Below are 26,285 nucleotides of genomic sequence, written 5' to 3' on the forward strand. Positions count from 1 at the left end.
ATTGCCCTCATAGGCAGACCGCGACGTGGCTCAAAGCCTGTTTCATTCGCTGGGCCTGTTCCTCCAAAGCCGAGAGGACTAGCTAAACTAACCCCCCGAAATCCGTCACTTTTGAACGCCTTCTCAACCGTGTTGACCGTACAGTTAGTTACAGTTGCGGTGCAATTGCAAGCGCTAGTCGTATCATCATCTATCCCGTAACACCAACTAGTAGTGCCAAAACTAAAATACACCCCTACCCGTTGATCTCCATTAATCGCCTCCGAGCGAGCATACTGCAAATCGCCGTAGAGCTGTTCGGCGGCGCCGATGAGGCGGCGTTTATCAATCGTGCTTTGGAAGGAAGGAACCGCTATCGCCGCCAGGATGGCGAGCACGGCGACCGTGATGACCATTTCTGGTAGCGTGAAGCCGTGCTGGGGGGTGACTATCCGCATGGCGCCTCGGTTTGGGGCTTACAATCAGGGTAAGACCAGTTTATCTATTTACTGCCGGGTATTATAGTAAGCGTACTACCGTTCGTCGGCCGGATGCTACCGTTCGTCGGAACCGGCTCAAGATGAGCGGTTGTTGGCCGATAATGGTACGCTAACCTTATAACGAGGACATCCTATGCGTCAACGTAAAACAGGTTTCACGCTGATCGAACTGATGATCACCGTCGCCGTGGTCGGCATCCTGGCGGCGATTGCTTATCCGTCTTATATGGACTCAGTGCGCAAGAGCCGGCGTTCGGACGCTATTAACGATCTCAGCGCTATTGCCCTGGCCCAGGAAAAGTGGCGAGCGAATTATCCTACCTACGCGACTAACTTGACCGCAGCTCCGCCGACAGGTTTAGGATTTAACTCGACTACTAGCGGTGGTTATTACAATCTATCCTTTGTAGGAACTCCCAACGCGATTACTTTTACTATAAAAGCGGATGCGGTTACCACTAAAAGCCAGTACAACGATACTACTTGTAGAGATCTCCAGATCAACCAAAATGGACCTGTCATTGATGGAACCCATCCCGCCGAGTGCTGGAAGCGCAACTGATTTTTCCTTCACCCAGACTTCTTCTTCCCCTCCCTAAGGGTCATTGGCTTATAATTCCCTTTCGTGCGAATGAATTCGCACCTACACGTGTAGGGCCGAATTCATTCGGCCTTTAGCGCGTCAGACAGCTTGCGCAGCCTGACCTACTACAGCACCACCGCTCCACATGTTACAGTCCCCTAGCCCCTAATCCCTAGCCCCTGCTTCTAAATGTCCGACTGTCTCATCATCGGCGGCGGCGTCATCGGTCTGATGACCGCCCGCGAACTGGCCCAGGCTGGCCTGAAGGTCACCCTGCTGGAGCGCGGCAAGACAGGCCGGGAGGCGTCTTGGGCGGCGGGGGGGATTCTTTCCCCTTTGTATCCCTGGCACTACCCCGAGGCGGTCAACACGCTGGCCTTCTGGGGTCAACGGCGTTACGCCGCGCTCGCACGCGAACTGCTGGACGAAACCGGGATAGACCCGGAATATATCCGCAGCGGCCTGTTGATTCTGGACGAAACGGAACAATCCGCCGCTCAGGATTGGGCCGGTGAGCACAACGCCTCCCTGGAGATCCTCGACACCGGCACCCTGCGTACACTCGAGCCGGAACTGGCTCCGCGTCCAGGTTCTGCGCTGCTGTTTCCCGAGGTGGCCCAAATCCGCAATCCGCGCCTGTTGCAGGCCTTGAAACAGAGCGTGTTGCAGCAGGGTGTGGTGATTGAGGAAAACACCGAGGTCGGGCGTTTGCTGGTTCAAGCGGGGCATATAAACGGGGTCGAGACGGGACGCGGGCATTATCAGGCCAGCCGGGTCATCATTGCGGGCGGGGCATGGAGCGGGACGTTGCTCGCGGGCCTGGGGCTGGGAGTACAAGTCACCCCCATGCGCGGCCAGATGCTGCTGATGCAGGCGCCGGTGGGGCTGGTCAGGCACATCCTGTCTTCCCAACAGCGTTATGTCATCCCGCGCCGCGATGGGCGCTTGCTGATAGGAAGTACTCTGGAACAGGCGGGCTTTGATAAATCCGTCACGGAAGAGGGCCTGCTTCAGCTCAAACAATTCGCCGCTATGCTCGTGCCCAGCCTGAAGGATTACCGGGTTGAGCGGCACTGGGCAGGCCTACGCCCCGGGTCCCCTAACGGCGTGCCTTATATCGGGGAGCATCCGCGAATCAAGGGCTTATACATCTCCACCGGGCACTTCCGCAACGGCATCGTCATGGCCCCCGGTTCGGCGCACCTGCTTGCGGATATCTTATTGAACAGACAGCCTATTGTTGATCCTTCCCCCTACCGGCCGATGATGCAGTAACAAATCCGTCATGGGGGATAGACTACTGTTTAGCCCATGCTTATACTGTGACCCTATGTTGGATTACTCCGCCCCCCAAACGATAAGTCCCGACAGGGTGACCGAACTGCTGCGCAGCCACGGCGTCAGCCTTACCCAGCAGCGCGTGGAGATTGCCCAGCAGTTGTTCGCCCAGCCGCAGCACCTCTCGGCCGAGCAGATCCTGACCCTGGTGAACCGCAAGCATAAGCGGGTCTCCAAGGCGACGGTCTATAACACCCTGGCGCTATTTGTGGAGCACGGCCTGCTGCGCGAAGTCATCGTGGATCCCTCCAGGATTGTTTACGACTCGAACCTCAGCGCCCATCATCACTTTTATAATATGGATACGGGCCTGTTGCAGGACATCCCCTCCGAGCAAGTCACCGTCACAAACCTGCCGACCCTGCCTGAGGGAACGGCCGCGGCGGGCGTAGAGGTCATCATCCGCGTGCGGAACAACGCTTAACCCCCTCCAAGTCTCAAAAACTCCTTACTTTTAACCTGCACAACCTGACGTCCCGCGTTGTTTCACGTTAGAATGCACAGCCCTCACCCTCATCCCCTCACCCGAAGGGAGAGGGAAGAGCGGAGCGAAGGGTGTCGAGCCGAAGCGCTGTGCGTGTTTTATATGAATTGGCCGGTGTAGCTCAGTTGGTAGAGCAACTGATTCGTAATCAGTAGGTCAGAGGTTCGATTCCCCTCACCGGCACCATAAAACCAACGACTTACAAGCCTCACTGAAATCACGCGGTGTACGCCCGTCGGGCCGGACTTTGGCAGAAGGATTAAGCGGCTATGCGGCGCAGCGGGTACTTCTGTATCAGCACGTCGGATGGAATGCTCAACCCTTCCGACAGGCGGCGCACCATCTCCAGGGTAAGCGGGCGGGTGCGATTCAGTATTTCCGCGACCCGTCCACGGCTACCGATGTAGGGCTCCAGGTCTTTGCGGGTCAGTCCCCGCGTTTCTATCACGTAGTGCAGGAAGTCAATCGGATCGGGGTCTGAGATCGGATAGTGTTTGGCTTCGTAATCAGCAATCAGCAGCGTCAGTACTTCCAGCCGGTCGGCTTGTGAAGTGCCAGTCTTCGCCGCCCACAGCGCTTCGGCTTCTTCGAGAGCGGCCTTATAGTCACGTTTGCTTTTAATCGGTTTCAGTTCCATTTTGCACCTCGTTAAATCGTAGTGGCATCTATCCTTGCATACTGCTGGTGTGTGCCGACAAAGCGGATAAACATCAAGCCGCGGTTGTAATGCACGGCCATCACCAACCGGTAGTCGTTACCCTTAATGTTGAATACCACCCGGTTATCGGCCAGGAAACTTGCATTGCGATAGGCGGCTTTAATATCGGCCGGACTTTTCCAATGGGCACGACTCGCATCGGCATACCAGCTACGCAAGGGGATTTCCGCCTGCGGGTGCTTTTCCCAGAACTCGCGCAACCTCGACAAGGCGATAATCCGCATAGGTTAATTTACCATGTTCCCGCAATGGGAGCAATAGGCCTGATTATTGTTACACCCCGGTCAATCCAGTTCTTCTACCCTGCCCCGCATACCCTTGGTCTTGGAACGCACCTTTTTGCTTGCCACCCGGCGATTTTTTGAGGCCTGAGTCGGCTTGGTGGGCCGGCGTTTTTTCGGCACGGTGTTGAGTGCGCGCAGCCTCTTGATGAGACGCTCGAAGGCCAGGGTGCGATTGCGAAGCTGTGACGGAGAATCCTGTGCGATCACGACTACGCCGGAAGGAAGATGGGTAATCCGCACCGCGGAGCTGGTTTTTTGCACGTGCTGACCGCCGGGCCCGCTGGCGCGAAAGGTATCAATCCGCACCTCGCGTTGCAGGGTAGCGCGATCCAGCGCATAGGGAGGTTGTGTTCTGCCGGACATGCCGGTAGTTTACTGTCTCACCAGTGTGGGGGGAACACCTTTAGCTTAACGCCATTTGGGTTGGTTTCTTTCTCATCGCCTTCGGCTTCGGGATTTTCAAGATGGTGTTTCTCGGCCAGGCCGAGATCTTCGTCGGGATGATGAGGGCGGTATTTGATACCTCCAAGACGGCCTTTGAAATCGCGTTAGGGCTCACCGGGGTGATGACCTTGTGGCTTGGCGTCATGCGCATTGGAGAAAAGGGCGGATTTTTGCGGCTCTTGACCCGCCTCATGACGCCGTTGTTCCGCCGCCTGTTTCCCGAGATTCCGCCGCAGCATCCCGCGTTGGGCTCCATCCTCATGAACATGTCGGCCAACATGATGGGGCTGGACAACGCCGCGACGCCGATGGGCCTCAAGGCGATGCGCGAGCTGCAGGAGTTGAACCCTGCAAAGGATACCGCCAGCAACGCACAGATCCTGTTTCTGGTCATCAACGCCTCGTCGGTGACGATATTCCCCGTTACGATTTTCACCTATCGCGCGCAGCAAGGCGCGGCCGACCCCACCGATGTGTTCATTCCCATACTGATTGCCACTTATGCCTCGACGATGGCGGGCTTGTTCGCAACGGCGCTGGTACAGAAAATAAATCTCCTGGATCGCGTGGTGCTGGGCTATTTGGGGGCGATCACGGTATGCGTGGCGGGTCTAGTATTTTATTTCACGCAGTTGCCGGCCGAGGCGATGGTGCACCAGTCGGCGGTTGCCAGTAATTTTTTGCTGTTTACCCTCATCATCGTTTTTTTACTCGGTGCAATGCGTAACAAGGTTAACGTCTATGACGCCTTCATCGAGGGCGCGAAGGACGGCTTCCATATCGCCGTCGGCATCATTCCTTATCTCGTCGCCATGCTGGTCGCCATCGCCGTGTTCCGCGCCAGCGGCGCACTGGACCTGCTGCTCGGCGCGGTGCGCTGGCTGGTGAATGCGCTGGGTATGGATAATCGTTTTGTGGAGGGTTTGCCGACTGCGCTGATGAAGCCGCTCTCCGGCAGCGGTGCGCGTGCGGTGATGGTGGAGACGATGCAGACCTATGGCGCTGATTCCTTCGCGGGACGGCTCGCCTCGGTAATCCAGGGGAGTACGGAGACGACGTTTTATGTGCTGGCGGTGTACTTTGGTTCAGTGGGCATCCGCTATGCCCGCCACGCCGTAGCATGCGCGCTGCTCGCCGATCTCGGCGGAATTGTTACCGCGATCTTGGTCAGCTATGTGTTCTTTGGCTAATCAATCCAGTGTGGCGCGGTAGCGGCTGACGCCCACCAGCGCCACTACGAACATGAATAAGGCTACCGGCCAGAGGTGAGGAACGGTTTCAAAGAGACCATTGCCCTTCAGCAATATACCGCGCACCGCGCGTAGGAAGTGCGTAAGCGGCAAGGCGCTGCCGATGGTTTGCGCCCATCCCGGCATGCCGCGAAACGGAAACATAAACCCTGATAACAGAATCGAGGGCAGAAAAAAGAAAAACGTCATCTGCACCGCCTGCAATTGATTCTTGGCGAGTGTGGAGAAGGTGATGCCCAGCATCAGATTGGCAGCAATGAATAACAGCACCATGCCGTACAACAACCACAGACTGCCGAGCAGCGGCACCTCGAACAGAAAGCGCGCCACCCCCAGAATTAGCGTGACCTGAATCAGCCCAACCAGGATATAGGGCACAATTTTGCCTACCATGACCTCGATGGGACGCACCGGCGTGGCAAGCAGATTTTCCATGGTGCCGCGTTCGTTTTCGCGCGTCACAGCGAGCGCGGTCATCATCACCAGGGTCATGGTGAGCACCACACCCATCAGCCCCGGCACAATGTTGTATTGCGTGACGCCCTCGGGGTTGTAGCGGCGTTGCACGCGCATCTCAAACGGGCCGCTGCGCCCTTGCAGGCCTTGCAACACGCCTTGCAGCTCTCGATTCAACACCGTGGCGCCGAGGGTGGTGAGCGCGGCAAGAGCGTTGCTGGTCGCGGCGGGATCGCTCGCATCGGCCTCCAGCAGCAACACAGGGCGTTCGCCGCGTTGCAGCTTGCGTGAAAAATTTTCCGGGATGGTCAGCACAAACTGGACCTCGCCCCGGTCGAGTAACACGCCGGCCTCCTGCTCGCTTTGGATGTGCGCGACGAAGCGGAAATAGCCGCTGTTTTCCATGCCGCGTACGAAGCTGCGCGCAAACACGCTGTTGTCGGCCGACAACAGCGCGCTCGGCAGGTGCTTCGGATCGGAGTTGATCGCGTAACCGAACAGGATGAGCTGCAGCAGAGGAATACACACCATCATGCCGAAGGTGACCCGGTCGCGGCGCATCTGAATAAATTCCTTGTAGACCATCGCCCAGAAACGCGCCCAGGAAAAATAGCGGGCCGTCATGGCCGTCATGAAAATCTATCCTGGGTAGCGCCCATCAGGCCGATGAACACGTCTTCCAGACTGGGCTTAGCCAGCGTCCAGTTATACCCCGGCGACACCCGGAGCGGAGTGAGGCTGTTTTGCAACTGCTCCGCATCGGTCCCCGAAACATGCAAGGTATTGCCGAATGCCACGACCTGCTCGACACCGGGCAGGCCATGTAATTGCCGGGCAAGCTCCGCCACCCCAGCGCCACTGACCACCCAGGTGGTGAGCCGCGCGCCCTCCATGACTTCGCTGACGGTGCCGTGCGTGAGCAGTTTGCCATAGGCAATATAGGCCAGCTTGTGACAACGCTCGGCCTCATCCATGTAATGGGTGCTGACGAGGGTGGCGATGCCCTGCGCGGCGAGCTGGTGGATCTCTTCCCAAAACGCGCGGCGCGCCTTGGGATCCACGCCCGCGGTCGGCTCATCCAGCAACAGCAACCGGGGCTCATGCAGCATGCACGCGGCGAGCGCCAGGCGTTGCTTCCAGCCGCCCGACAAAGCGCCGGCAAGCTGCTTGCGCCGTTCGGTGAGCTTGAGACGCTCCAGACTTCCGGAGACAGCGGCCTTGCGGTTTTTCAGGCCGTACATGCGCGCAATGAAGTCGAGGTTTTCCTCTATGCTGAGGTCTTCGTAGAGACTGAAACGCTGGGTCATGTAACCGACGTGACGTTTGATCTCCAAGGTCTCGCGGATGATGTCATAACCGAGACAGGCGCCGCTGCCACCATCCGGCGTCAACAGGCCGCACAGCATGCGCATGGCCGTGGTCTTGCCGCTCCCGTTGGGGCCGAGGAAACCGAAGATTTCACCTGCCTGCACGCGTAGATCGAAGTCCTTAACGGCGACCTTGTCGCCGAAACGTTTCGATAAACCCCGAACGTCAATAACATTTGCGCTGGCGTCCATAATCAATGCAGGCGGACGTCGAGCGGCTGCCCGGGATGCAGCTTGGCGGCGTCTTGCGCACCAGGCCTGGCCTCCACCAGAAACACCAGCTTCGCGCGACTCTCCTTGCTGTAGATGACCGGCGGTGTGTACTCGGCCTGTGAGGAGATGAAACTTATCTGCGCGCCGAGACCCGCGCCGCAGGCGTCGCAGTTCACGTGTATCGTTTGACCGATGCGCAGCGTGGCGAGTTGAGGTTCCGGCACAAAGAAACGTATCTTGATATTCTGCGGCGGAAGCAACGATACGACCGGGCTGCCTGCCGGCACCCATTCGCCCTGAGTGTAGAGTGTGTCATCCACGCGACCGGAGAGCGGTGCGCTGACGGTCTTCTGTGCAAGTCTCCACTCCGCCTGAGCCAGCGTCGCCTGCGCTGCGGCTGCTTCCGCGCGTGCGGCGCTGATTTCGTCCTCGCGCGCGGCGAGCCGCGCCGTGGTGATCTGCGCGGTCAGTTCCTGCACCCTCGCCTTGTCGCGCTGGCGCGCGGCGCTGGTCTGGTCAAGTTGTTCCTTGCCGGCTGCGCCGGATTTGAAGAGCTGTTCAAAACGCTTGAGTTGCACCTCGGAGAGCTTGAGCGCCGCCTCGGCCTGGGCGAGTTGGGCATTCAAGGCATCAATCTCGGAGGGACGTTTGCCCTTCTTCAGGTTTTCCAATTGCGCCTCGGCGCGCCGCAAACGCTCCTCCGCCTCACGGCGCGCCGCCGCTTCGTTGGCTTGTTCGAGGCCGAACAGGAGAGTGTTAGCGTCAACCTCTGCGCCGCGCTGCACATGGAGCTTGTCCAGCGTACCCGCAAAAGGGGAGGCAACCCGCACATACTCGCCTTCGGCGTAGCCCTGTAGTGTATCTTGGGAACTTTCTACACAACCGTACAGCATGAGGGTGCACACGGCGGTTACGAACAATGACACCGAATGATGGAGAGACCTGAACATCACAGCCACCTCATGCAACGCCGCTTGAGAACACGCCGCGACTGGGGATAGCGGCGAAGGAATTGTTACAGCGCCGTTGCCCGAGCGGCTTGCTGATCGGCGTGATACGAGGAGCGCACCATCGGGCCGCTCGCGACATTGCTGAAGCCCATCGCGACGCCGATCGCGGCGAGCCGGTCGAATTCGTCGGGATGAACGAAGCGCGCCACCGGCAGGTGATGGCGGCTGGGCTGCAAATACTGGCCGAGGGTCAGCATCTCACAGTCGTGTGCGCGAAGGTCGCGCATCACCTGTTCGATCTCGCTGATCTCTTCGCCCAAACCCAGCATGAGACCCGATTTTGCTGGAATATGCGGGTGCAGCGCCTTGAAGCGTTTAATCAAGGTGAGCGACCACTGATAATCCGAACCCGGGCGCGCTTGCTTGTAGAGTCGCGGCACGGTCTCCAGATTGTGATTGAAGACATCGGGCGGGGCTTGCGTAAGGATTTCCAGAGCGACGTCCATGCGGCCGCGGAAATCGGGGGTGAGGATTTCGATCCGGGTCTGCGGTGAGTGTTGCCGCACGGCCTTTATACACTCGATAAAATGCCGCGCGCCGCCGTCGCGCAGGTCGTCACGGTCCACCGAGGTGATGACGACGTAATTCAATCGCATGTCCTTGATCACGCGCGCCAGATGCTCCGGCTCGTTGACATCGAGCGGATCGGGTTTCCCGTGGGCGACGTCGCAAAACGGGCAGCGCCGCGTGCAGATCGCCCCCATAATCATGAACGTGGCCGTGCCGTGCCCGAAACACTCGCCGAGATTGGGACAAGAGGCCTCTTCGCATACGGTGTGCAGGTTGTTTTCGCGCAAGATTCCCTTGAGGCGCATCACCTCCGGAGTGTTGGGCGATTTGGCGCGTATCCAGGCCGGTTTGCGCAGCAGCTCTGTCGTCGGTGCGATTTTGATGGGTATGCGCGCCATCTTGGCGGCGCCTTTCAGTGCGCTCAGGTCTTTGCTTTGGTTGTTTTTCATATCCATATCAAACTCTCAAGCGCAGGCGACACTCTTGACGTATAGAGATGTACTAATGTCGTGGGACGTAAGATGCCGGAAGCGACCTTCCGTCAGTAATTGTGCATCCACAATAGTGGATTCCAGTTGTTGCGCGATCAGTGCAGCCAACATCTGTTCCAACTCGGCCGTCCCGGCAACAATGCCGAGACTACGCAGGTCGGTGACCGGCATATCCGGGTAGCCGCAGGGGTTGATCCTGCTGAACGGCGCCAGGTCCATCGCCACGTTGAGACTGATCCCATGATAACTACAGCCGCGTCGCACACGCAGGCCGAGCGCTGCGATCTTGGCGCCCGCGACATAGACACCCGGCGCATCACGCCGGGTGCCGGCGTTGACGCCGTGCTCGTTCAACAACGCGATCACCGCCTGCTCCAGCGCCGTCACCAACTGCCGCACGCCCCAACCGCGCCGGCGCAAATCAAACAACACATACGCGACCATCTGGCCGGGGCCGTGATACGTCACCTGTCCGCCGCGATCGGTGTGAATCACGGGGATAGCGCCGGGCGCAATGAGATGTTGCGTCTTACCGTTATAGCCCAGCGTAAACACCGGCGGGTGTTCCACCAGCCATAGCTCATCCGGAGTAGCATCATTGCGCGCATCGGTAAAACCACGCATCGCCTCCCACAGAGGCCTGTATTCACGAAGCCCAAGCCGGCGTACCCTGAGCACGTTGTCAGGCACGGTCTACATCCCGCAAGGCGCGCTTGTAGTCCTGATAAAGCGAGATCACGCGCGCCCACAACTGCCCCGGCTTGCCGCCGCTCACGGCCTTTCCGTCCAGGCGGGTCACCGGCAGGATCTCCTTGGCCGAGCTGGTGAGCCACACCTCATCGGCTTCGCGCAGTTCGTTCTCGCGGATGGCGCCCTCACGGCAGGCGATGCCGTGCGTCTCCGCCAGTTCGAGTATCAAATCGCGGGTGATCCCCGGCAGCAAACGCGGCCCCTTGGGTGGGGTGATAAGGATATTGTCCTTTACGATAAACAGATTGCTCGCCGCGCCCTCGGTCACCTCGCCGTTGCTGATGAGTATCGCCTCGGCGGCGTTCGCATCGAGGGCCTGTTGGCGCAGCAGAATATTCGGCAGCAAGGTGATCGCCTTGATATTGCAATAACGCCAGCGGATGTCGTCCAGCGTGATGGCGGCGACGCCTTCCGACGCCAGACTTGCAGGCAACGGCGCCAACGGATTGCTCATCGCAAACACCGTGGGCGCTACCCCCTTGGGAAAGGCATGATCGCGCTTGGCGACCCCGCGTGTCACCTGCAGGTAAACAGATTGATCGCCGTATACCTCGGTGGCGTTACGCTCAACCAGCTCCTCCAGAATACTGTTCCATTGGTCATACGCAAGTGGATTGTCGAGTCGTATCCCGGCAAGGCTGTGGTCCAGGCGCTGCAGGTGCTGATTCAAGCGAAACAACTGACCCCCATAGACGGGAATCACTTCGTAGACTCCGTCGCCGAAGATAAATCCGCGATCCAGGACGGAAACCTTGGCCTGATCCAGGGGCAGAAATTCTCCATTAAGGTAAACAGTAGGCTGAGCCGTCATCGTAATCCTTACCCCGCAGCTTGCTGCGGACGCAATGCAATGGGGTTTCCAAAGGGAGAGAGATGCAATTCTCCCCTTTGGTCGCCTGCGCGGGTTCACCCCGCGGAGTGCGAAATCAAATTGGCTTAGCAAACCAAAGTTTCACGGTATCCACCCAACGGCGCCACCAACCACCCTGCGCGATATCCTGCAAAGCGACCAGCGGCCGCGTGGCGAGCACCTTGTCGCCCAGGCTCACCTTCACTGCGCCGTGTCTCTCACCCTTGCCGGCAGGGGCGATGATGCGCATGTCAGCCTCCAACGCTGCGGTGAGGTTCTTGTACTGGCCGCGCGGCGCCGTGACATACAAATCCTCGCTCAGACCCAGAGGCAGATCGCGGCTGACGCCCTTCCAGACGCGCGCCGTGCCGAGAGGTTTGCCGGCCGCATACAGTGCATGGGTTTCGTAAAAGCGGAAACCGTAATTGAGCAATTGCTCGCTCTCCTTGGCGCGGCTGTTCTCGCTCTCGGTGCCGAGCACGACGGAGATCAGCCGCATGTCATCATGCTTCGCGGAGGCGATGAGGCAGTAGCCAGCCGCGTCGGTATGGCCCGTCTTGACGCCGTCCACGCCGATGTCTCGCCACAGAAGTTTGTTGCGGTTGTATTGGGTGATGCCGTTGTAGGTGAACTCCTTGACCGAATACCACTTGTAATATTCCGGGAAATCACGGATAAGCGCGCGCGCAAGCTTGGCCATGTCAGCAGCAGTAACATACAACTCCGGATCGGGCAGGCCGGTGCTGTTGGTAAAGTGACTGTGCTCCATGCCGATCTCTTTGGCGTGTTGATTCATCAGCGCGACAAAACTCTCCTCGCTCCCCGCCGCGTGTTCGGCGAGGGCCACGGTGGCGTCGTTGCCCGACTGAACGATCATGCCCTTCAGCAGATCTTCGAGCGCCACCTTGGTATTCACCTTCACAAAGGTGCGTGACCCCTCCGTGCGCCACGCCTTCTCGCTGATGGACGCCTGATCGGTGAGCTTGATCTTGCCCGTCGCCAACTCCTTGAACACGGCATAGGCCGTCATCAGCTTGGTGAGGCTGGCGGGTTCCATGCGCTGGTCGGCATTGTTCTGCGCCAGAATGTCGCCGCTGTGAAAATCCATGAGCGCATAGGCGCGCGCCGCGACACTGGGCGGCGCGGGTATCGGTTGAGCGGCGGTTTGCGCCTCGGTCTGAGTCGTGGCGGGCGGAGTTTTAGCCGGCGTTTCGGCTGCAAACAGGGGCTGAGAGAGACACAACCACAGCAGGGTGAAAAAAAAGAGTCTTGGCTGAAGTATCATGAATGTTGAAACCAGGAAGATTGGCTGCTTAGGATAGCAGTTTTTACAGCCGCTGAGAAAGGGCACAGCCTGAACGGCTGTCTAGGGAACCTCTGATGTGTCCTGTTGAACCGCCAAGACGCCAAGAACGCCAAGATTTTTTCTTACAATTCAAACCTTTTTTCTTGGTGACCTTGGCGCCTTGGGGTTGGCTATATGTTTTTCAGAGTTTCTCTAACAAACCCGCTATTGATTCACTCTTTGAGGAGTCCCCAAGCCCAGCTTAGAAAGCGAGGTAGTCGCCTCGGCGGCCTCTGCGCTGTTCAGCATCGGCCCCAGCCGCACACGGTACCACGTGGCCGTATTGATGATCTCCACCGCCGTGCGTACCCGTGTCGCGATCCGATTCCGCAACTGCTCTGCGTTGGCGCGGCTCTTGAATGCGCCGACCTGCAAATAGATCCGGTCCGCAGGTTTCGATACAGGGACCGGCATAGGCGCAGGAGGGGAAATTTCCTTGACCTCCTCTTTGATGGGAGAAGCTTCCGCCTCGATCCCCACCGGCGGCTGGCTATCGGCGCTTGCGACCAGCGGCACGGGCGCCTGATCGGGCTCGACCGGAATTTCGTAAGGGGGCGATTCGCCCACTCTCGCAACCAGGGTGGGCAACGGCTCGCCGGGCTGAATCGCGCGCACCTCGACCAAGGCCGTGCCGGTGGGCAGAACGCCCAGCTTGCCGGCGGCGGCGTAAGAAAGATCTATGAGGCGCTCCTCGTGAAAAGGCCCGCGGTCATTGACGCGCACGACCAGATTGCGGCCGTTGTTCAGATTGGTCACCAGGACATAGCTCGGCAGCGGCAACGTCTTGTGCGCCGCCGTGACGCCATAAAGATCGTAGGGCTCGCCGCTCGAGGTGCGCCTGCCGTGGAATTTAGTGCCGTACCAGGAAGCGATCCCGCGCTCCACATAACCCGCACTGTTGCTCAAGGTATGGTAGAGGCGGCCATTAACCTCATAGTAAGGTGGATTCCCATATTTGCTGTAAGGCTCCATCTGCGGCTCAGGTTCCGGGATGGAATCAAAATCAACCTGTTGCAGCGGCGCTCCATCTGTTTCGCCCCCTGCAGGCGGCGCTGGCAGGCGTCCCGTCTGGCGCGGCGTGGTGCCGCAGCCGGACACTACAACAGTAACAAGCAGCAAGGAGCAAGCAACAACAAAAAGGTTGCACGTTGCACGTTGCACGTTGCACGTTGAAAAAATACTAATCATCCCCTTCTCACTTGTCACTTGTCACTCGCAACTGTCTCTTCGCACTAATCTGCTGACTGAGTTGATAAACCGCCATCGCGTACAGGGCGCTGTGATTGTAGCGTGTGATCACATAAAAATTTTGGAGGCCGACCCAGTATTCCATGCCGGATTCCGTTTCAAATTGCAGCAGACTGCCGAGTGCGTCCATAGGCACCGCGTCGGACGCGCGCACGCCCTGCTCCCGCAATTGCGCCATACTCAACGCAGGCTTCAGGTCGTTTTCCAGTAAGCTCGGATAACGTTCGCCGCTGACCTCGGCGCGGCTTGCCACGGCCTTGCCCGCCTGCCAGCCATGCTCGTTGAAGTAATGCGCCACGCTGCCTATGGCGTCGCTGGTATTGCTCCACAGGTCGCGCCTTCCATCACCATCAAAATCCACGGCGTAACTTCTGAAGCTGCTGGGGATGAACTGCGGCAACCCCATGGCGCCCGCATAGGAACCCGTCAACGACAGGGGGGGGATCTTTTCCTCACGGGTAAGTAACAAGTACTGCTCGAGTTCCTTGCGAAAAAAATCGCTGCGCGGCGGATAATCGAAGGCAAGTGTCGCGAGCGCATCCAGAACCCGGTAAGAACCGGTGTTCTTTCCGTAGCGGGTTTCCACGCCGATAATCGCCACGATGATCTCCGCCGGCACGCCATAGGTCTTCTCGGCACGGGCCAGATCCGCGGCGTGCTCATTCCAAAACTCCACACCGCCCTCGATACGCGCGCGGGTGAGGAAAATGTCGCGGTATTCGTACCAGGGTTTCGCCTCGGCGGGGCGCGAGATGGCCTCGATGATATCCGGCTTAAGCTCCGCCTGACTAAACAGCGCGGCCAGTTCGGTGCGTTGAAAGTTGTGGCGGCTGACCATCTCATCCAGAAAGCCGCGCAACTCCGGCTTGCTCATTACGCTGAGTGTCTCCGCGGACACGGCGCCGCAGAGAGCGAACAGCAACATTCCCAGTCTAATTTTCAATATAGCCCTCGGGCATGCAGCGATTTCCTATGAGTGTGGATAGACATCAGGATACCGAAACCCGCCATCAGTGTCACCAGCGAGGTACCCCCATAGCTTATCAGCGGCAGCGGCACGCCGACGACCGGCATCAACCCAATCACCATGCCGACGTTCACGAACACATACACAAAAAGCGTCAGCGACAGGCTCGCCGCCAGCAGCCGTGCATAGACATCCTGAGCACGCACGGCAATATATACCCCGCGTAAAATTATGAACAGATACAGCGCCAACAGCAACAGGATGCCGGTCAAGCCAAATTCTTCGCCATATACCGCGAAGATGAAGTCGGTGGTGCGCTCCGGTAAAAAGTCGAGATAAGCCTGCGTGCCGTTCAACCAGCCTTTGCCATACATCCCGCCTGAGCCTATGGCGATCGTTGATTGAATGGTGTGATAGCCCGTGCCAAGCGGATCGTTTTCAGGATGAAGAAAGGTGAGAATGCGTTGCCGCTGGTAGTCGTGCAGGAAGTACCACAAAATCGGCGCCATGACGGCCACCCCCAACCCAAATGCCCCGACCAGCCGCCAACTCATCCCCGCCCACAGCAAGACGAATACCCCGGCGCAGGCCACCAGCAGCGCCGTACCCAAATCGGGCTGCTTGGCGATCAGCGCCGCCGGCACAATCGCCATCAGACCGGCCAGGGTGATTTGCCGAACAGTAGGAGGCAATGGCCTGTCCTTGAGATACCAAGCCACCATCATGGGCGCCGCGAGCTTCATGATCTCCGCAGGCTGAAAGCGGAACAGCTTGAGATCCAGCCAGCGCTGAGCACCCTTGCTGGTATCGCCAAAAACCAACACTGCGGTCAACAGGATCAGTCCTATCCCGAATAACCAGGGCGCCAGCCGTTGCAGTTGATATGGGGGTAATTGCGCCAGCAGCAGCAGCACCGCGAAGCCGAGCATCAAACGTTGCCCATGGCGGATAAGAAGCTGGGTATCCTGCCCCCCCGCGCTATACAAAATCACAAAACCCAGCGCGGCAACCAACAACAGGCCAACCAACAGCGGGATATCCAGGTGAAGTTTGCGGGGGAGGTTCATGATGATGTGCTTTTGGACTGATTAAAGAAACCGATTTACCGCAGGGGACGCGGAGAATATGTTTTCATCCTAAAAAAGCTCTGCGGTGAATCATTATACCGTGGAGGTTGTTCCCGCTGTTAAATCAAAAAAAAACGGCATCGTGTTTCCACGATGCCGTTCCATGTACTATTTTGTTGCGTGTATGCTTATACTACGACCTGGTTTAGTGCTTGCCAGGAGCCAGCGGAACGCCACGGCGCTCCCAGACATTGTAGGCGATGAGGTCAATCATAGCCGGATCGTCAGCCTTCAACGGCTTGCCTTCCAACAGGTTCTCGATACACCAGTTCACCATCTCATAGAACTGAGAGACTTTGCCCAACTGCTTCTGGTACTTCGGGTAGGTCTCCGGGTGCATGTTGGCGCCGTTCGGGTGGCACTGGGCACAGGCTACATTGTTGCCCTTGATACCACCGTGCGAAAGGTCATCACCTCTTTTTACCGAGGCGTCAAACTCTTCTTGATACTTCTTGAGGTCGGCATCAGTGAAGACTTCGGCGTTGACCGGTACCGTGAAGGCAAGACCAAATGCCAAAGCTACGCCCGCAGCGACCAAACTATTCTTACGTATTTTCATCTTTATGCTCCTTAATATTTGGTTAGTGCTATTGGGCTTAGTAGTGTTGCGCGGCCGGGCCGGCGGTGTAGCCGACGTCCTGGAACTTGCCTTCCCAGGCGACCTTACGCTCAGGATTGTCGAAGCCCTTGAGGTCCACTTCGAACTTGTCACCACCGTTGGTGTTAACAAAGTACCAACCCGTGGCGTCGCGGAAGTTCGAGATGTCCGAGCGATTCATGGGCAGAATCAGCGTGGGCAGCGCGTTCGGGGCCTGGGTGTAGGTGGTCGGATACGGCCACGGCCATGCAGTCGAGAAGTTCGACAGGAAGGCGATATTGCCGATCTGGTTGGCTTGCGGCTGATGCACGTGGTTGTACAGAACGGTGGAACGCTTGAAGGGCTGCAACAGGGCCTGGATCTCTTCAGCATCCTCGGTCCAGAAGTTCCAGCCGGCGAAGATCTTTTGGATCGGGGAGTGCGAGAGCACGATAATAGGCGTGCCCTTGTCAACCTTATCCAGATCGCCCTTCAACCAAGCCAAGCCTTCAGCGCCGAGACGGAAGGGAGAACCCTTTGGGTTATCCAGACGCTCCATCATGACCATGCGGCCCTTCGGGTCTTTGGCCCACTCGGCTTCCCACTCCGTCGATGCGCGGATGGTGGTCAAGGCGACGAAATGCACGCCCTTGTGGTCGAAGCTGTAGTTGTCGGCGGGGATCCCGTAGGTCTTGCGAGAGGCGGCGCCCATGTCGAGGAAGTAGTCATGCTCACCGTTGATGGCCTTCATTGGAATGCCGGCCTTGGAGTACATCTCCATACCGTGATCCAACTCGGCGGCGATACCCTGCTGGGCCATGTCGCCACCGAAGTAGCAGAAGTCCGGCTTCGGCTTCATGTTGGCCAGCTCGGAGACAGCGCGCTTGAAGCCGTTATCCCAGTTGGAGACGAACTTGGTGCCTTTGATCTGCTGGATGTGAGCGTCGGTGATCCAGGCGAAGGTAAACGTCTCGGCAGCGTTAGCCTGCTCGACCGTTACCAGACTCATCGGCACGATGCCTGTAGCGCCAGCGGCGGCCAGTGCACCCGCGCCTTTGAGGAAACTGCGGCGACTAGTGTTTATCATCATTTCTCTCCTGATTAATGAAATGTGGAAGTTTTTTTAGAATGATTTTTTAGGTTAATCAATTACTTAAATCAATCCTAATGGTTTGGACTAAACCATGATCGAATCTTATAGCGGCGCCGTTTAGTTTGTCAAGCGGTTGTAAGTCAAAACAAAAAGATATTTTTTAGAAACCGTCCAAACCCTAAATTACCCCTTATAGACCACTTCGCCGTATAAATCATGGGGGCCTGCGGCCCCGATCCTAACCTGGGCAAAATCGCCTGAACGTAGTCCTGATGCGGGTTTCAGCCGTACTACCCCATCCACTTCCGGGGCATCGGAGGTGCTGCGCGCCACCGCCTCGCCGTCCCGGATTTCATCCACCAGCACGGTCCGGACGGCGCCCACCTGGCGCTGTAACTTGGCCCTGGAGATCTCCGCCTGGGTCTCCATAAAACGTTCCAGGCGCTCTTGCTTGACTTCTTCCGGCACTGCGCCGGGGAGCTGATTGGCCGCGGCGCCTGCAACCGGCGAGTAGGCAAAACATCCTACACGATCGAGTTGCGCCGCGTGCAAAAATTCGAGCAGCTCTTCAAATTCCGTTTCGGTCTCGCCGGGAAATCCGACGATGAAGGTGCTGCGCAACGTGATCTCCGGACAGACCTCGCGCCACCGCTTGATACTCGCGAGCGTGTTCTCGCTGCTGGCAGGCCGCTTCATAAGCTTGAGGATGCGCGGGCTCGCGTGTTGCAGAGGCACATCGAGATAGGGCAACAGTTTCCCCTGCGCCATCAGCGGAATCAGTTTATCCACATGCGGATAGGGGTAGACATAATGCAGCCGCACCCACACGCCCAGTTCACCCAAGGCGCCGGCCAGCTCGGTGATGTGCGTCTTCATCGGCCTGCCTTGCCAGAAACCCGTGCGGTAGCGGACATCCACACCGTAGGCGCTGGTGTCTTGCGAGATGATGAGCAGTTCCTTCACGCCCGCCTTGACGAGATTTTCCGCCTCTTGCATGACCTCTCCCAGCGGGCGGCTGACCAGATCGCCGCGCATCGAGGGGATGATGCAGAAACTGCAACGATGATTGCAGCCTTCGGAGATTTTGAGGTAGGCGTAATGTTTCGGCGTGAGTTTGATGCCTTGCGGCGGGATCAAACTGGTATACGGATCGTGCGGGGCGGGCAGGTGTTCGTGCACCGCGCTCATCACCTCTTGCAGGGCGTGCGGGCCGGTGACGGCCAACACCTGCGGGTGCGCCTGGCGCACCAAGCCCCCGCCCTCCTTCGCGCCGAGACAGCCCGTGACGATCACCTTGCCGTTTTCCGCCAGCGCCTCGCCGATCGCATCGAGGGATTCCTCCACTGCGGCGTCAATGAAGCCGCAGGTATTCACCACTACCAGGTCGGCGTCTTGATAGGTCGGCGAGACCGCGTAACCCTCGGCGCGCAACTGCGTGAGGATTTGCTCGGAATCCACCAGCGCCTTGGGGCAGCCGAGGCTCACGAATCCGACCTTTGGGATAGTGACCATGGATTCGCTCACGCCGCTAGCAGCGCCCGCCGCATGGCCTGATATTTTGCCTCGACATCTATCACAGCACGCCGCTCGGGCAGCTTACCTGCCTCGATGATGGGATAAGCGTCGGGCTCGCCCAGCGCGGAGAACAGGACAACATCGAGCGCATAAGTATAAAACCCGCTCAGGGACAACAATTCGAGATAGGCAGAGATTTTTTCCACGGTGCGAACCGGGGGTATGGTGACCAGAATCCCCTCTTCGTCGAGCAGCGTGTAAAGATGCTTCAATGTCTGCTTCTTTTTATGCACGGTATAAAGAGTCTGAGTATCCACAATGGCGTCAAATCCGGCATCGCGCAGAATCTTTCTGGCGTCCCCGCAGCGGAAATTCACGTTATCACAACCCAGTACCTCGGCCATCTTGTGCGCCTCGGCGATGCTGCGTTCCGATATATCTATCCCGGTCACCTGATTACCACCGTGTTGCGCGTACCAGGTGCTGAGATAGCCGATGTTGCAGCCGAAATCGAGTATCTTTTTTCTGCCCTTGATACGCTCCCACACCGCCGCACCGCTCGCCCGGATCGCGTCGAGCTTTAGCGAGTGCACCACCACAGCGACATCGGGGGCGGCGATAAAATCGTAAAAGCGCAGCACATCGTCGGGCCGTGCGTCGTCCTTCTCCAACGGCTTGCGCAGGCGGTCGAATATTTTCGCCTTCTTGTCGCCGAGCTGCCGCCCGCCCCAATAGCGGTACAACTCAGCGGACTCAAACTCCCTGAATCCGTAACGCGCCAGATGCTCGCTCAGGCTGTGCATAGATTTCGCGTTCGGATCGGATGGGAATCTTAGGATAAACAATGGTGGGCCCGGTAGGACTCGAACCTACGACCAAGGGATTCACTGACCCCACTATTTCTAGTGGGAGCGGACTATCTCATCACCCATGGAGTTACCATTACTTCGGGGTGCGGGACGCTCTATGCCTGTTATTAAGAGCACTCCAGCTCTCAGGTAGTCTCTGCACCTTTCGGAGGTGTACCTCCGACTTGGCTCAGGGTTGCCATCAGCCTTTAACTGGAAGGTTTCCCTGAATTCATCCCGTTCATTTCATATCTTTCAATATGAACGCACCATTTTGATGAGTCCCCTGCTCTAACCAACTGAGCTACAGGCCCGACTATCCCAGTTTATCAGCTTTTAACACAGAGGGGGGTGTCTAATTATTAAAGAAACCATTTAGGCATTGAGTCCCCGGATTGTATTGACTATGATACCGTGCATTAAGCGGGTATTCATCCGCTTAGCCAGAAACGCTGTCTCAACTGCATAGCACTGCTGGGTGGCCTCCATAAGGACTTTTTGCACCCGCAACCGTAAGAACAATATAACTAATGACTACTATCAGAGCTACCAAGCTCAGCAAAAACAGAGAGAACCATGGGAGTCGAGCTCTTACCAAAGCAAATCCTCGATAGCTACGAAGTCCATGAATGGAAACATGCCTGCGCCATTCTGGCGAATGATTTCCCAAAAGAATGGAAAGACATTATCGAACTGCCGAAAAAGTTCCAACTCTGTAAAAGCTGGGTTACTGTTGGCGGGGGTAGAAAATCAGCCGTTGCGGTGGCCATTGACGAATTCCTGTTCAAGCGAGGTTGGGTCGAGAAAGAGTTTTCAACCTCGGTGAAGGTTGACGAAAAAGTCATGAGCTCACCGACCCATAAGGTTGATTGCTACAAGAACCGAGTCGCGCTCGAAATCGAGTGGAACAATAAGGATCCATTTTTTGACCGAGATCTTAACAACTTCCGCCTTCTGTTTGATCTACGCGCAATCAGCGTTGGGGTTATCATCACACGGTGCGACGACTTACAGGATATTTTCAATGATTTGGGACGCGGGGCTTCGTATGGGGCTTCAACAACACATATGTCAAAGCTACTCCCGAGAATCCAAGGTGGTAGCGGTGCGGGCTGTCCGTTGTTGGTCTTTGGAATAACTGGCAAGTTATACGACGAGGATTGCTAACTTATGGTAAACCAATACAAAACAGCCGCCGAAGATTTCTTGGCTCAGATCAGAAACCGCCATTACGGAACAATCTTGGCCGACCCCCCGTGGCAGTTTACAAACCGCACCGGAAAGATGGCGCCGGAGCATAAGCGATTGTCGCGCTATTCCACCCTCACCCTACAAGAGATAAAAGAAATTCCAGTGTCTGTGGCGGCTGGGGAACAGAGTCATTTGTATCTGTGGGTTCCAAACGCCCTTTTAAAGGAAGGCATGGAGGTCATGGAAGCATGGGGGTTCCAATATAAGACAAACATCATCTGGCATAAGATTCGGAAAGATGGTGGCCCAGACGGGCGCGGGGTGGGTTTCTACTTCCGCAACACAACAGAAATCTTGCTCTTTGGAATCCGGGGCAGACTACGAACACTCGCTCCAGGGAGACGGCAAGTAAATATCATCAAATCCCAGAAGAGAGAACATTCTCGGAAACCAGATGAACAGTACGACATAATCGAAGCCTGTAGCCCTGGACCTTATTTAGAGTTATTTGCCCGCGGGAAACGGCCTGATTGGAATCAATGGGGCTACGAAGCAGAAGATTACAAACTTTCTTGGCCTACCTATTCAAATCACAGCCAGAAGGGTGTGCTCTTAGACGTTACGGGGTGAGATACGGATGACAACGTGTTCAACAATCTACTCATACACCCCGCTGTCATGCGCCCTCAGCGCACCCCCCACGACGTGACGTGATTTGCTCTAGCTAACCGTTAATCATACCCAGTTTAGCTTTCCGTTCGACGGCTCACCCCTCTAAATCGAGAAAGGCGCGCAGTTGCTCGGAGCGGCTCGGGTGACGCAGCTTGCGCAGGGCCTTGGCCTCGATCTGACGGATGCGTTCGCGCGTGACATCGAACTGTTTGCCGACTTCTTCGAGGGTGTGGTCGGTGTTCATGTCTATGCCGAAACGCATGCGCAGCACCTTGGCCTCGCGCTGGGTGAGCCCGTCCAGCATCTCCTGCGTCACCTCGCGCAGACCCTCGAACACCGCTGCATCGCCGGGCGAGAGGACGCTCGCATCTTCGATAAAATCGCCGAGGTGCGAATCTTCGTCGTCGCCGATCGGAGTCTCCATGGAGATCGGTTCCTTGGCGATCTTGAGCACCTTGCGCACCTTGTCTTCCGGCATCTCCATGCGGACCGCCAGCTCTTCCGGCGTGGGTTCGCGCCCGACCTCTTGCAGCATCTGCCGCGAGATGCGGTTGAGCTTGTTGATGGTCTCGATCATGTGCACCGGGATACGGATGGTGCGCGCCTGATCGGCGATCGAACGGGTGATGGCCTGGCGTATCCACCATGTGGCATAAGTGGAAAACTTGTAACCGCGCCGGTACTCGAATTTATCCACCGCCTTCATCAGGCCGATGTTGCCTTCCTGGATGAGATCCAGGAATTGCAGGCCGCGGTTGGTGTATTTCTTGGCGATCGAGATCACCAGACGCAGGTTGGCCTCGACCATCTCTTTCTTGGCGCGCCGCGCCTTGGCCTCGCCGATGGACATCTGGCGGTTGATGTCCTTGATCTCGCTGATGCCCATACCGCAGCTCTGCTCCAACTGGATCAACCTGTTCTGGGCGCGGATGATGTCGTCGCTGTATTGTTCGAGCGCAGCGGAGTAGTCGCGATTGGCCTTGATGTGCTTCCTCAGCCAGCCGAGGTCGGTCTCGTTGTCCGGAAAGGTGGTGATGAATTCCTTGCGGGGCATGCGCGCCTTGTTGACGCAGATGTCCATAATCACCCGTTCCTGGGTACGGATGCGCTCCACCATCTGCCGCAGCCCGCTGACCAGCCGTTCCACCGCCCGGGGGACGAGCTTGAATTCCATGAAATAATTGACCAACTCCGTACGCGCCTTGAGGGCCTTGGGATGCCCCTTGCCATGTTTGGTCAGGGCGGCGATGGATTTCTGATAAAGCTTACGCAACTGGGAAAACCGTGCGCGCGCCTCTTCCGGGTCGGGGCCGGTCTCCAGAATTTCTTCATCCTCGGCGGCGACCACCACCTCGTCCAGAATCTCGTCATCAAGATCCTTCTTCAGGTTCACCACCGGAGGCGGCTCCTGCTCCAGGGCGTTGGGATCGAGATAGCCGCTGATGATATCGGCGAGACGAAGCTCGCCCTTTTCGGCCCGTTCGTATTCACGCAACAGATCGGCGATGGTCTCAGGGTAAGTGGCCAGCGCGGACAGCACCTGACCCAGCCCGTCCTCGATGCGCTTGGCGATGACGATCTCGCCCTCGCGGGTAAGCAGTTCGACGGCGCCCATCTCACGCATGTACATGCGTACCGGATCGGTGGTGCGGCCGAACTCGCTGTCCACGGTCGCCAGGGTGGCGGCGGCCTCTTCGGTGACATCCTCGTCCGCCGCCGTGACCGCCGTATCGCTCAGCAGCAGACTATCGGTATCGGGCGCAATCTCATGCACCGCGATACCCATATCGTTGATCATGCTGATGATGTCTTCGATCTGCTCCGGGTCTACGATCTCATCGGGCAGATGATCGTTGACCTCGCGGTAGGTCAGGAAGCCTTGCTCCTTGCCCATGGCGATCAATAACTTAAGTTGTGATTCCTGCTGCTCCTGCTTCATACTCATGGCGGTGTGTGGTCGGTCGGCTAAAAAGCGGTCTATTATACCTGAAAAACGACTCTTTGATACGGATGATATCGGTCCACAACTCCTTAATTTCAATGCCGATTCGCAGCAAATAATGCTTGCAGCTCGCCCCTTTCCTGGGCGCTCAACTCGCCGGCGCTGGACTTATCCAGCAGGCGTTGCTTGCGCTGCTCTATGCCTTGCGCCGCAATCCGCTCAAGGGCGCCGTTAAATTCCGCTTCCCACTCCTGCTCGGGCAGGGGGTGTTGCCAGCGCGCCAGTTTGAACAGGTAAGGGGCCTGGGGACTCTCGCGCCAGCGCTCCAGCAGGGCGCCGGTGCTGAGTTCGGGATGGGCCTGTATCAGACTCAGCATTTCTTTGAGCATCTCCACGCCGGGGAGTTCAATACCGCCGAGGCGTTCGGGGTCGCCCGCTTGCAGGGCCAGCGAGGGCCGCTGTAATAAGAGGGCGATCGCCAGCCGCACCGGCGGCATCCGCGCCGGACTTTGCGGTCGCTCCCGGCTTCCTGCCTCCCGCGACATTAGCACTTCCTGGTGCGTCAGAGGGGTCGCCTTGGTCAATAGGGGTTTGATCGCCGTTTTTTGCGCCAGCTGTTCAATCAGCCGGATGAGATCGGCCGCTTGCATGCGGGCGATCTCCGCCAGCCGGGCGATCATCATCTGGCGAAACGCGCCGGAGGGAAGCTGCGACAGGTGCGGCCGGGCCAGCTCCACCAGACGCGCCCGTCCATCCATGCTGGTGACATCGGCCTGTTTGAGCAGGCTTTCGTAGAAAAAGCTGGAGCAGGGCATGGCGCCGGCCAGCCGGGACTCGAAGGCCTCACGACCCTCCTTGCGCACCAGACTGTCGGGGTCTTCGCCGTCGGGCAAAAACAGAAAGCTCGCCTGACGGCCGTCTTGCAGCACGGGCAGGGTATTTTCCAGGGCGCGCCAGGCGGCCTCGCGGCCGGCACGGTCACCGTCGAAACAGAATATCAGCGTGGGGACGACGCGAAACAGACGTTCCAGGTGTTCGCGGGTGGTGGCCGTCCCAAGGGTCGCCACGGCATAGCGGATGTCGTATTGCGCCAGCGCCACCACATCCATGTAGCCCTCGACGACCAGCAGCCGGTCGAGGTCGCGCACCGCCTTGCGGGCCTCATAGAGACCATATAGTTCGCGGCCCTTGTGAAACAGCGGCGTCTCGGGCGAGTTGAGGTACTTGGGGGTTTCTTCATTACTAATCACCCGGCCGCCGAAGCCGATAGCGCGGCCGCGCGCGTCGCGGATCGGGAACATGACGCGATCCCGGAAGCGGTCGTAGTAGCCGCCGCCTTCCTTCGTTATCAGCATCCCGGCCTTGGCGAGTTGCGCCTGCAGCGCCGCGTCACCCTTGCCCAGCGCGCGCAGCAGATTGTCCCAACCGGGCGGCGCGTAACCGATGCCGTAGTGCGCCGCGATCTCGCCGCTCAGGCCGCGCTCCTTGAGGTAGGCGACGGCGCGCGGGGCTTCGGGATGTTCGCGCAACTGGCGGGAATAAAAGTCCGCGGCCTGTCCGAGCAGCGCGTAGAGATCCTGGCCGTCTGAAGCGACGGCGCGCGGCGCCGCCTGCTCCGGCATCGGCAAACCCACCCGGCCGGCCAGCTCGCGCACCGCTTCGACGAAGTCCAGGTGCTCGTACTCCATGAGGAAGCCGAGGGCCGTGCCGTGGGCGCCGCAACCGAAGCAGTGATAAAACTGCTTCTGCTGGCTGACGGTGAACGAGGGGGTTTTTTCGTCGTGAAACGGGCAACAGGCGACGTAATCGCGCCCGGCCTTGCGCAATGGGACGTGCGCGTCTATGACCTCGACGATGTCCGTGCGGGTGAGAAGTCCGTCAATGAAATCTTGGGGGATGCGGCCGGTCATTTACCAGGAGCTAGGGACTAGGGATTAGGGGAATCATAGTCTAGCTGCCGCTCAAGTCCTAGCCCCCAGTCCCTAGCTCCCAGCCCCCAATCTAGCTTTGATCTTCGCACTCACCTTGCCCATATCCGCCCGGCCTTGTACCTGGGCTTTAAGGGCGGCTATTATCTTACCCATGTCCTTGGCGGACACGGCTCCAGTATTGGTAATGGCGGCCTCGATCAGGGTATCAACCTCGGCCTCGGAGAGTGCGGCAGGCATATAGGTCTGGAGCACTTCGATTTCATAGATCTCTTGATCCGCCAGTTCCTGACGGCCCGCCGCCTGGTACTGGCTGATGGAGTCGCGCCGCTGCTTGATCATCTTTTCAATGACGGCGATGACCTGGGCGTCATCCAATGCGATGCGGTCATCCACCTCGCGCTGTTTGATGGCCGCCATCAGCAGACGGATCGTCCCCAGGCGGCGCTTGTCGGCGGCGCGCATGGCGGACTTCATATCCTCGTTAATACGCTGCTTTAATGCGGATTCAGGCTGACTCATGGTTATCACACGAAGGCGAAGGCAATGAAAATACCCGGATTGGCGAACGCCGTGATCCGGGATTTGAAAGAGGTTAACAGGGG

26 protein-coding genes, 1 tRNA gene and 1 pseudogene are annotated in these 26,285 nt (G+C 58.0%); 7 read left to right on the plus strand and 21 right to left on the minus strand.

Going from position 1 to position 26,285, the window contains the following annotated elements; translation table 11 throughout:
- Positions 1-332 precede the first annotated feature (332 nt).
- Positions 333-431, minus strand: a pseudogene (locus HY028_00275) (prepilin-type N-terminal cleavage/methylation domain-containing protein).
- 181 nt (positions 432-612) lie between these two features.
- Here HY028_00275 and HY028_00280 point away from each other — a divergent pair.
- The 4 genes from HY028_00280 (at position 613) to HY028_00295 (ending at position 3,070) form a co-directional block, all read left to right on the plus strand.
- Entirely contained in the window at positions 613-1,041 is a 429-nt protein-coding gene (locus HY028_00280; protein ID MBI3343317.1) for a type IV pilin protein, read from the plus strand.
- Between the two features lie 210 nt (positions 1,042-1,251).
- On the plus strand, positions 1,252-2,337 hold the full coding sequence (thiO, locus tag HY028_00285) for a glycine oxidase ThiO (protein ID MBI3343318.1): 1,086 nt from the start codon (positions 1,252-1,254) through the stop codon (positions 2,335-2,337).
- 55 nt (positions 2,338-2,392) lie between these two features.
- Complete coding sequence (locus HY028_00290; GenBank protein MBI3343319.1) at positions 2,393-2,824, plus strand: transcriptional repressor; 432 nt, start codon at positions 2,393-2,395, stop codon at positions 2,822-2,824.
- A gap of 170 nt (positions 2,825-2,994) precedes the next feature.
- Positions 2,995-3,070, plus strand: a tRNA-Thr gene (locus tag HY028_00295).
- 73 nt (positions 3,071-3,143) lie between these two features.
- Here the strand turns inward: HY028_00295 and HY028_00300 are convergent.
- The 3 genes from HY028_00300 to HY028_00310 are packed head-to-tail and all read right to left on the minus strand — an operon-like array spanning position 3,144 to position 4,249.
- A complete protein-coding gene (locus HY028_00300; protein ID MBI3343320.1) occupies positions 3,144-3,521 on the minus strand; it encodes a transcriptional regulator in 378 nt (125 codons plus the stop codon).
- An 11-nt stretch (positions 3,522-3,532) separates the two neighbouring features.
- Positions 3,533-3,826 (minus strand): type II toxin-antitoxin system HigB family toxin, encoded by a 294-nt coding sequence (locus HY028_00305; protein ID MBI3343321.1) that lies wholly within the window; start codon positions 3,824-3,826, stop codon positions 3,533-3,535.
- Positions 3,827-3,886: 60 nt separating this feature from the next.
- Entirely contained in the window at positions 3,887-4,249 is a 363-nt protein-coding gene (locus HY028_00310; GenBank protein MBI3343322.1) for a peptide chain release factor-like protein, read from the minus strand.
- Positions 4,250-4,350: 101 nt separating this feature from the next.
- On the opposite strand from HY028_00310, the gene HY028_00315 reads away from it, so the two are divergent.
- Positions 4,351-5,520 (plus strand): spore maturation protein, encoded by a 1,170-nt coding sequence (locus HY028_00315; protein MBI3343323.1) that lies wholly within the window; start codon positions 4,351-4,353, stop codon positions 5,518-5,520.
- Here HY028_00315 and HY028_00320 read toward each other — a convergent pair whose 3' ends face one another.
- The 14 genes from HY028_00320 to HY028_00385 form a co-directional block, all read right to left on the minus strand.
- The gene (locus tag HY028_00320) at positions 5,521-6,660 is read right to left on the minus strand and encodes an ABC transporter permease (GenBank protein ID MBI3343324.1); all 1,140 of its coding nucleotides are present in this window, start codon (positions 6,658-6,660) and stop codon (positions 5,521-5,523) included.
- Positions 6,661-6,665: 5 nt separating this feature from the next.
- Positions 6,666-7,595, minus strand: coding sequence for an ABC transporter ATP-binding protein (locus HY028_00325; protein MBI3343325.1), 930 nt, complete (start codon positions 7,593-7,595; stop codon positions 6,666-6,668).
- A gap of 2 nt (positions 7,596-7,597) precedes the next feature.
- On the minus strand, positions 7,598-8,509 hold the full coding sequence (locus tag HY028_00330; GenBank protein MBI3343326.1) for an HlyD family efflux transporter periplasmic adaptor subunit: 912 nt from the start codon (positions 8,507-8,509) through the stop codon (positions 7,598-7,600).
- Between the two features lie 122 nt (positions 8,510-8,631).
- Complete coding sequence (gene lipA / locus HY028_00335; protein MBI3343327.1) at positions 8,632-9,591, minus strand: lipoyl synthase; 960 nt, start codon at positions 9,589-9,591, stop codon at positions 8,632-8,634.
- A gap of 9 nt (positions 9,592-9,600) precedes the next feature.
- Positions 9,601-10,317 (minus strand): lipoyl(octanoyl) transferase LipB, encoded by a 717-nt coding sequence (gene lipB / locus HY028_00340; GenBank protein MBI3343328.1) that lies wholly within the window; start codon positions 10,315-10,317, stop codon positions 9,601-9,603.
- Positions 10,310-11,188: a D-amino acid aminotransferase gene (locus HY028_00345; GenBank protein ID MBI3343329.1), complete on the minus strand. Its 879-nt coding sequence runs from the start codon at positions 11,186-11,188 to the stop codon at positions 10,310-10,312. Before HY028_00345 ends, lipB begins: the two co-directional genes overlap by 8 nt.
- 115 nt (positions 11,189-11,303) lie before the next feature.
- Positions 11,304-12,512: a D-alanyl-D-alanine carboxypeptidase gene (locus tag HY028_00350; protein MBI3343330.1), complete on the minus strand. Its 1,209-nt coding sequence runs from the start codon at positions 12,510-12,512 to the stop codon at positions 11,304-11,306.
- A gap of 225 nt (positions 12,513-12,737) precedes the next feature.
- Positions 12,738-13,760 carry a septal ring lytic transglycosylase RlpA family protein gene (locus HY028_00355; GenBank protein MBI3343331.1) on the minus strand — a complete coding sequence of 341 codons (1,023 nt, stop codon included), beginning with the start codon at positions 13,758-13,760 and terminating at the stop codon, positions 12,738-12,740.
- Positions 13,761-13,767: 7 nt separating this feature from the next.
- A complete protein-coding gene (gene mltB, locus HY028_00360; protein MBI3343332.1) occupies positions 13,768-14,745 on the minus strand; it encodes a lytic murein transglycosylase B in 978 nt (325 codons plus the stop codon).
- Positions 14,746-14,759: 14 nt separating this feature from the next.
- On the minus strand, positions 14,760-15,854 hold the full coding sequence (gene rodA / locus HY028_00365) for a rod shape-determining protein RodA (GenBank protein MBI3343333.1): 1,095 nt from the start codon (positions 15,852-15,854) through the stop codon (positions 14,760-14,762).
- 205 nt (positions 15,855-16,059) lie between these two features.
- Complete coding sequence (locus HY028_00370) at positions 16,060-16,473, minus strand: cytochrome C (GenBank protein MBI3343334.1); 414 nt, start codon at positions 16,471-16,473, stop codon at positions 16,060-16,062.
- A gap of 37 nt (positions 16,474-16,510) precedes the next feature.
- Positions 16,511-17,578, minus strand: a complete 1,068-nt coding sequence (locus HY028_00375) for a twin-arginine translocation signal domain-containing protein (GenBank protein MBI3343335.1) — start codon at positions 17,576-17,578, stop codon at positions 16,511-16,513.
- A gap of 189 nt (positions 17,579-17,767) precedes the next feature.
- The gene (gene rimO, locus HY028_00380; protein MBI3343336.1) at positions 17,768-19,096 is read right to left on the minus strand and encodes a 30S ribosomal protein S12 methylthiotransferase RimO; all 1,329 of its coding nucleotides are present in this window, start codon (positions 19,094-19,096) and stop codon (positions 17,768-17,770) included.
- A gap of 8 nt (positions 19,097-19,104) precedes the next feature.
- A complete protein-coding gene (locus tag HY028_00385; GenBank protein MBI3343337.1) occupies positions 19,105-19,902 on the minus strand; it encodes a methyltransferase domain-containing protein in 798 nt (265 codons plus the stop codon).
- A gap of 621 nt (positions 19,903-20,523) precedes the next feature.
- On the opposite strand from HY028_00385, the gene HY028_00390 reads away from it, so the two are divergent.
- Complete coding sequence (locus HY028_00390; GenBank protein ID MBI3343338.1) at positions 20,524-21,114, plus strand: restriction endonuclease; 591 nt, start codon at positions 20,524-20,526, stop codon at positions 21,112-21,114.
- Positions 21,115-21,117: 3 nt separating this feature from the next.
- Complete coding sequence (locus HY028_00395; GenBank protein MBI3343339.1) at positions 21,118-21,768, plus strand: S-adenosylmethionine-binding protein; 651 nt, start codon at positions 21,118-21,120, stop codon at positions 21,766-21,768.
- A 136-nt stretch (positions 21,769-21,904) separates the two neighbouring features.
- On the opposite strand, the gene rpoD is transcribed toward HY028_00395, so the two are convergent.
- From rpoD to HY028_00410, 3 genes are all read right to left on the minus strand, one after another.
- Positions 21,905-23,749, minus strand: a complete 1,845-nt coding sequence (gene rpoD, locus HY028_00400; protein ID MBI3343340.1) for an RNA polymerase sigma factor RpoD — start codon at positions 23,747-23,749, stop codon at positions 21,905-21,907.
- Positions 23,750-23,847: 98 nt separating this feature from the next.
- Positions 23,848-25,662, minus strand: coding sequence for a DNA primase (locus HY028_00405; protein MBI3343341.1), 1,815 nt, complete (start codon positions 25,660-25,662; stop codon positions 23,848-23,850).
- Between the two features lie 72 nt (positions 25,663-25,734).
- The gene (locus HY028_00410; protein ID MBI3343342.1) at positions 25,735-26,202 is read right to left on the minus strand and encodes a GatB/YqeY domain-containing protein; all 468 of its coding nucleotides are present in this window, start codon (positions 26,200-26,202) and stop codon (positions 25,735-25,737) included.
- Positions 26,203-26,285: the final 83 nt, after the last annotated feature.

Source organism: Gammaproteobacteria bacterium, assembly GCA_016195665.1.
In the GTDB taxonomy this organism is placed as follows: Bacteria; Pseudomonadota; Gammaproteobacteria; order SURF-13; family SURF-13; genus JACPZD01.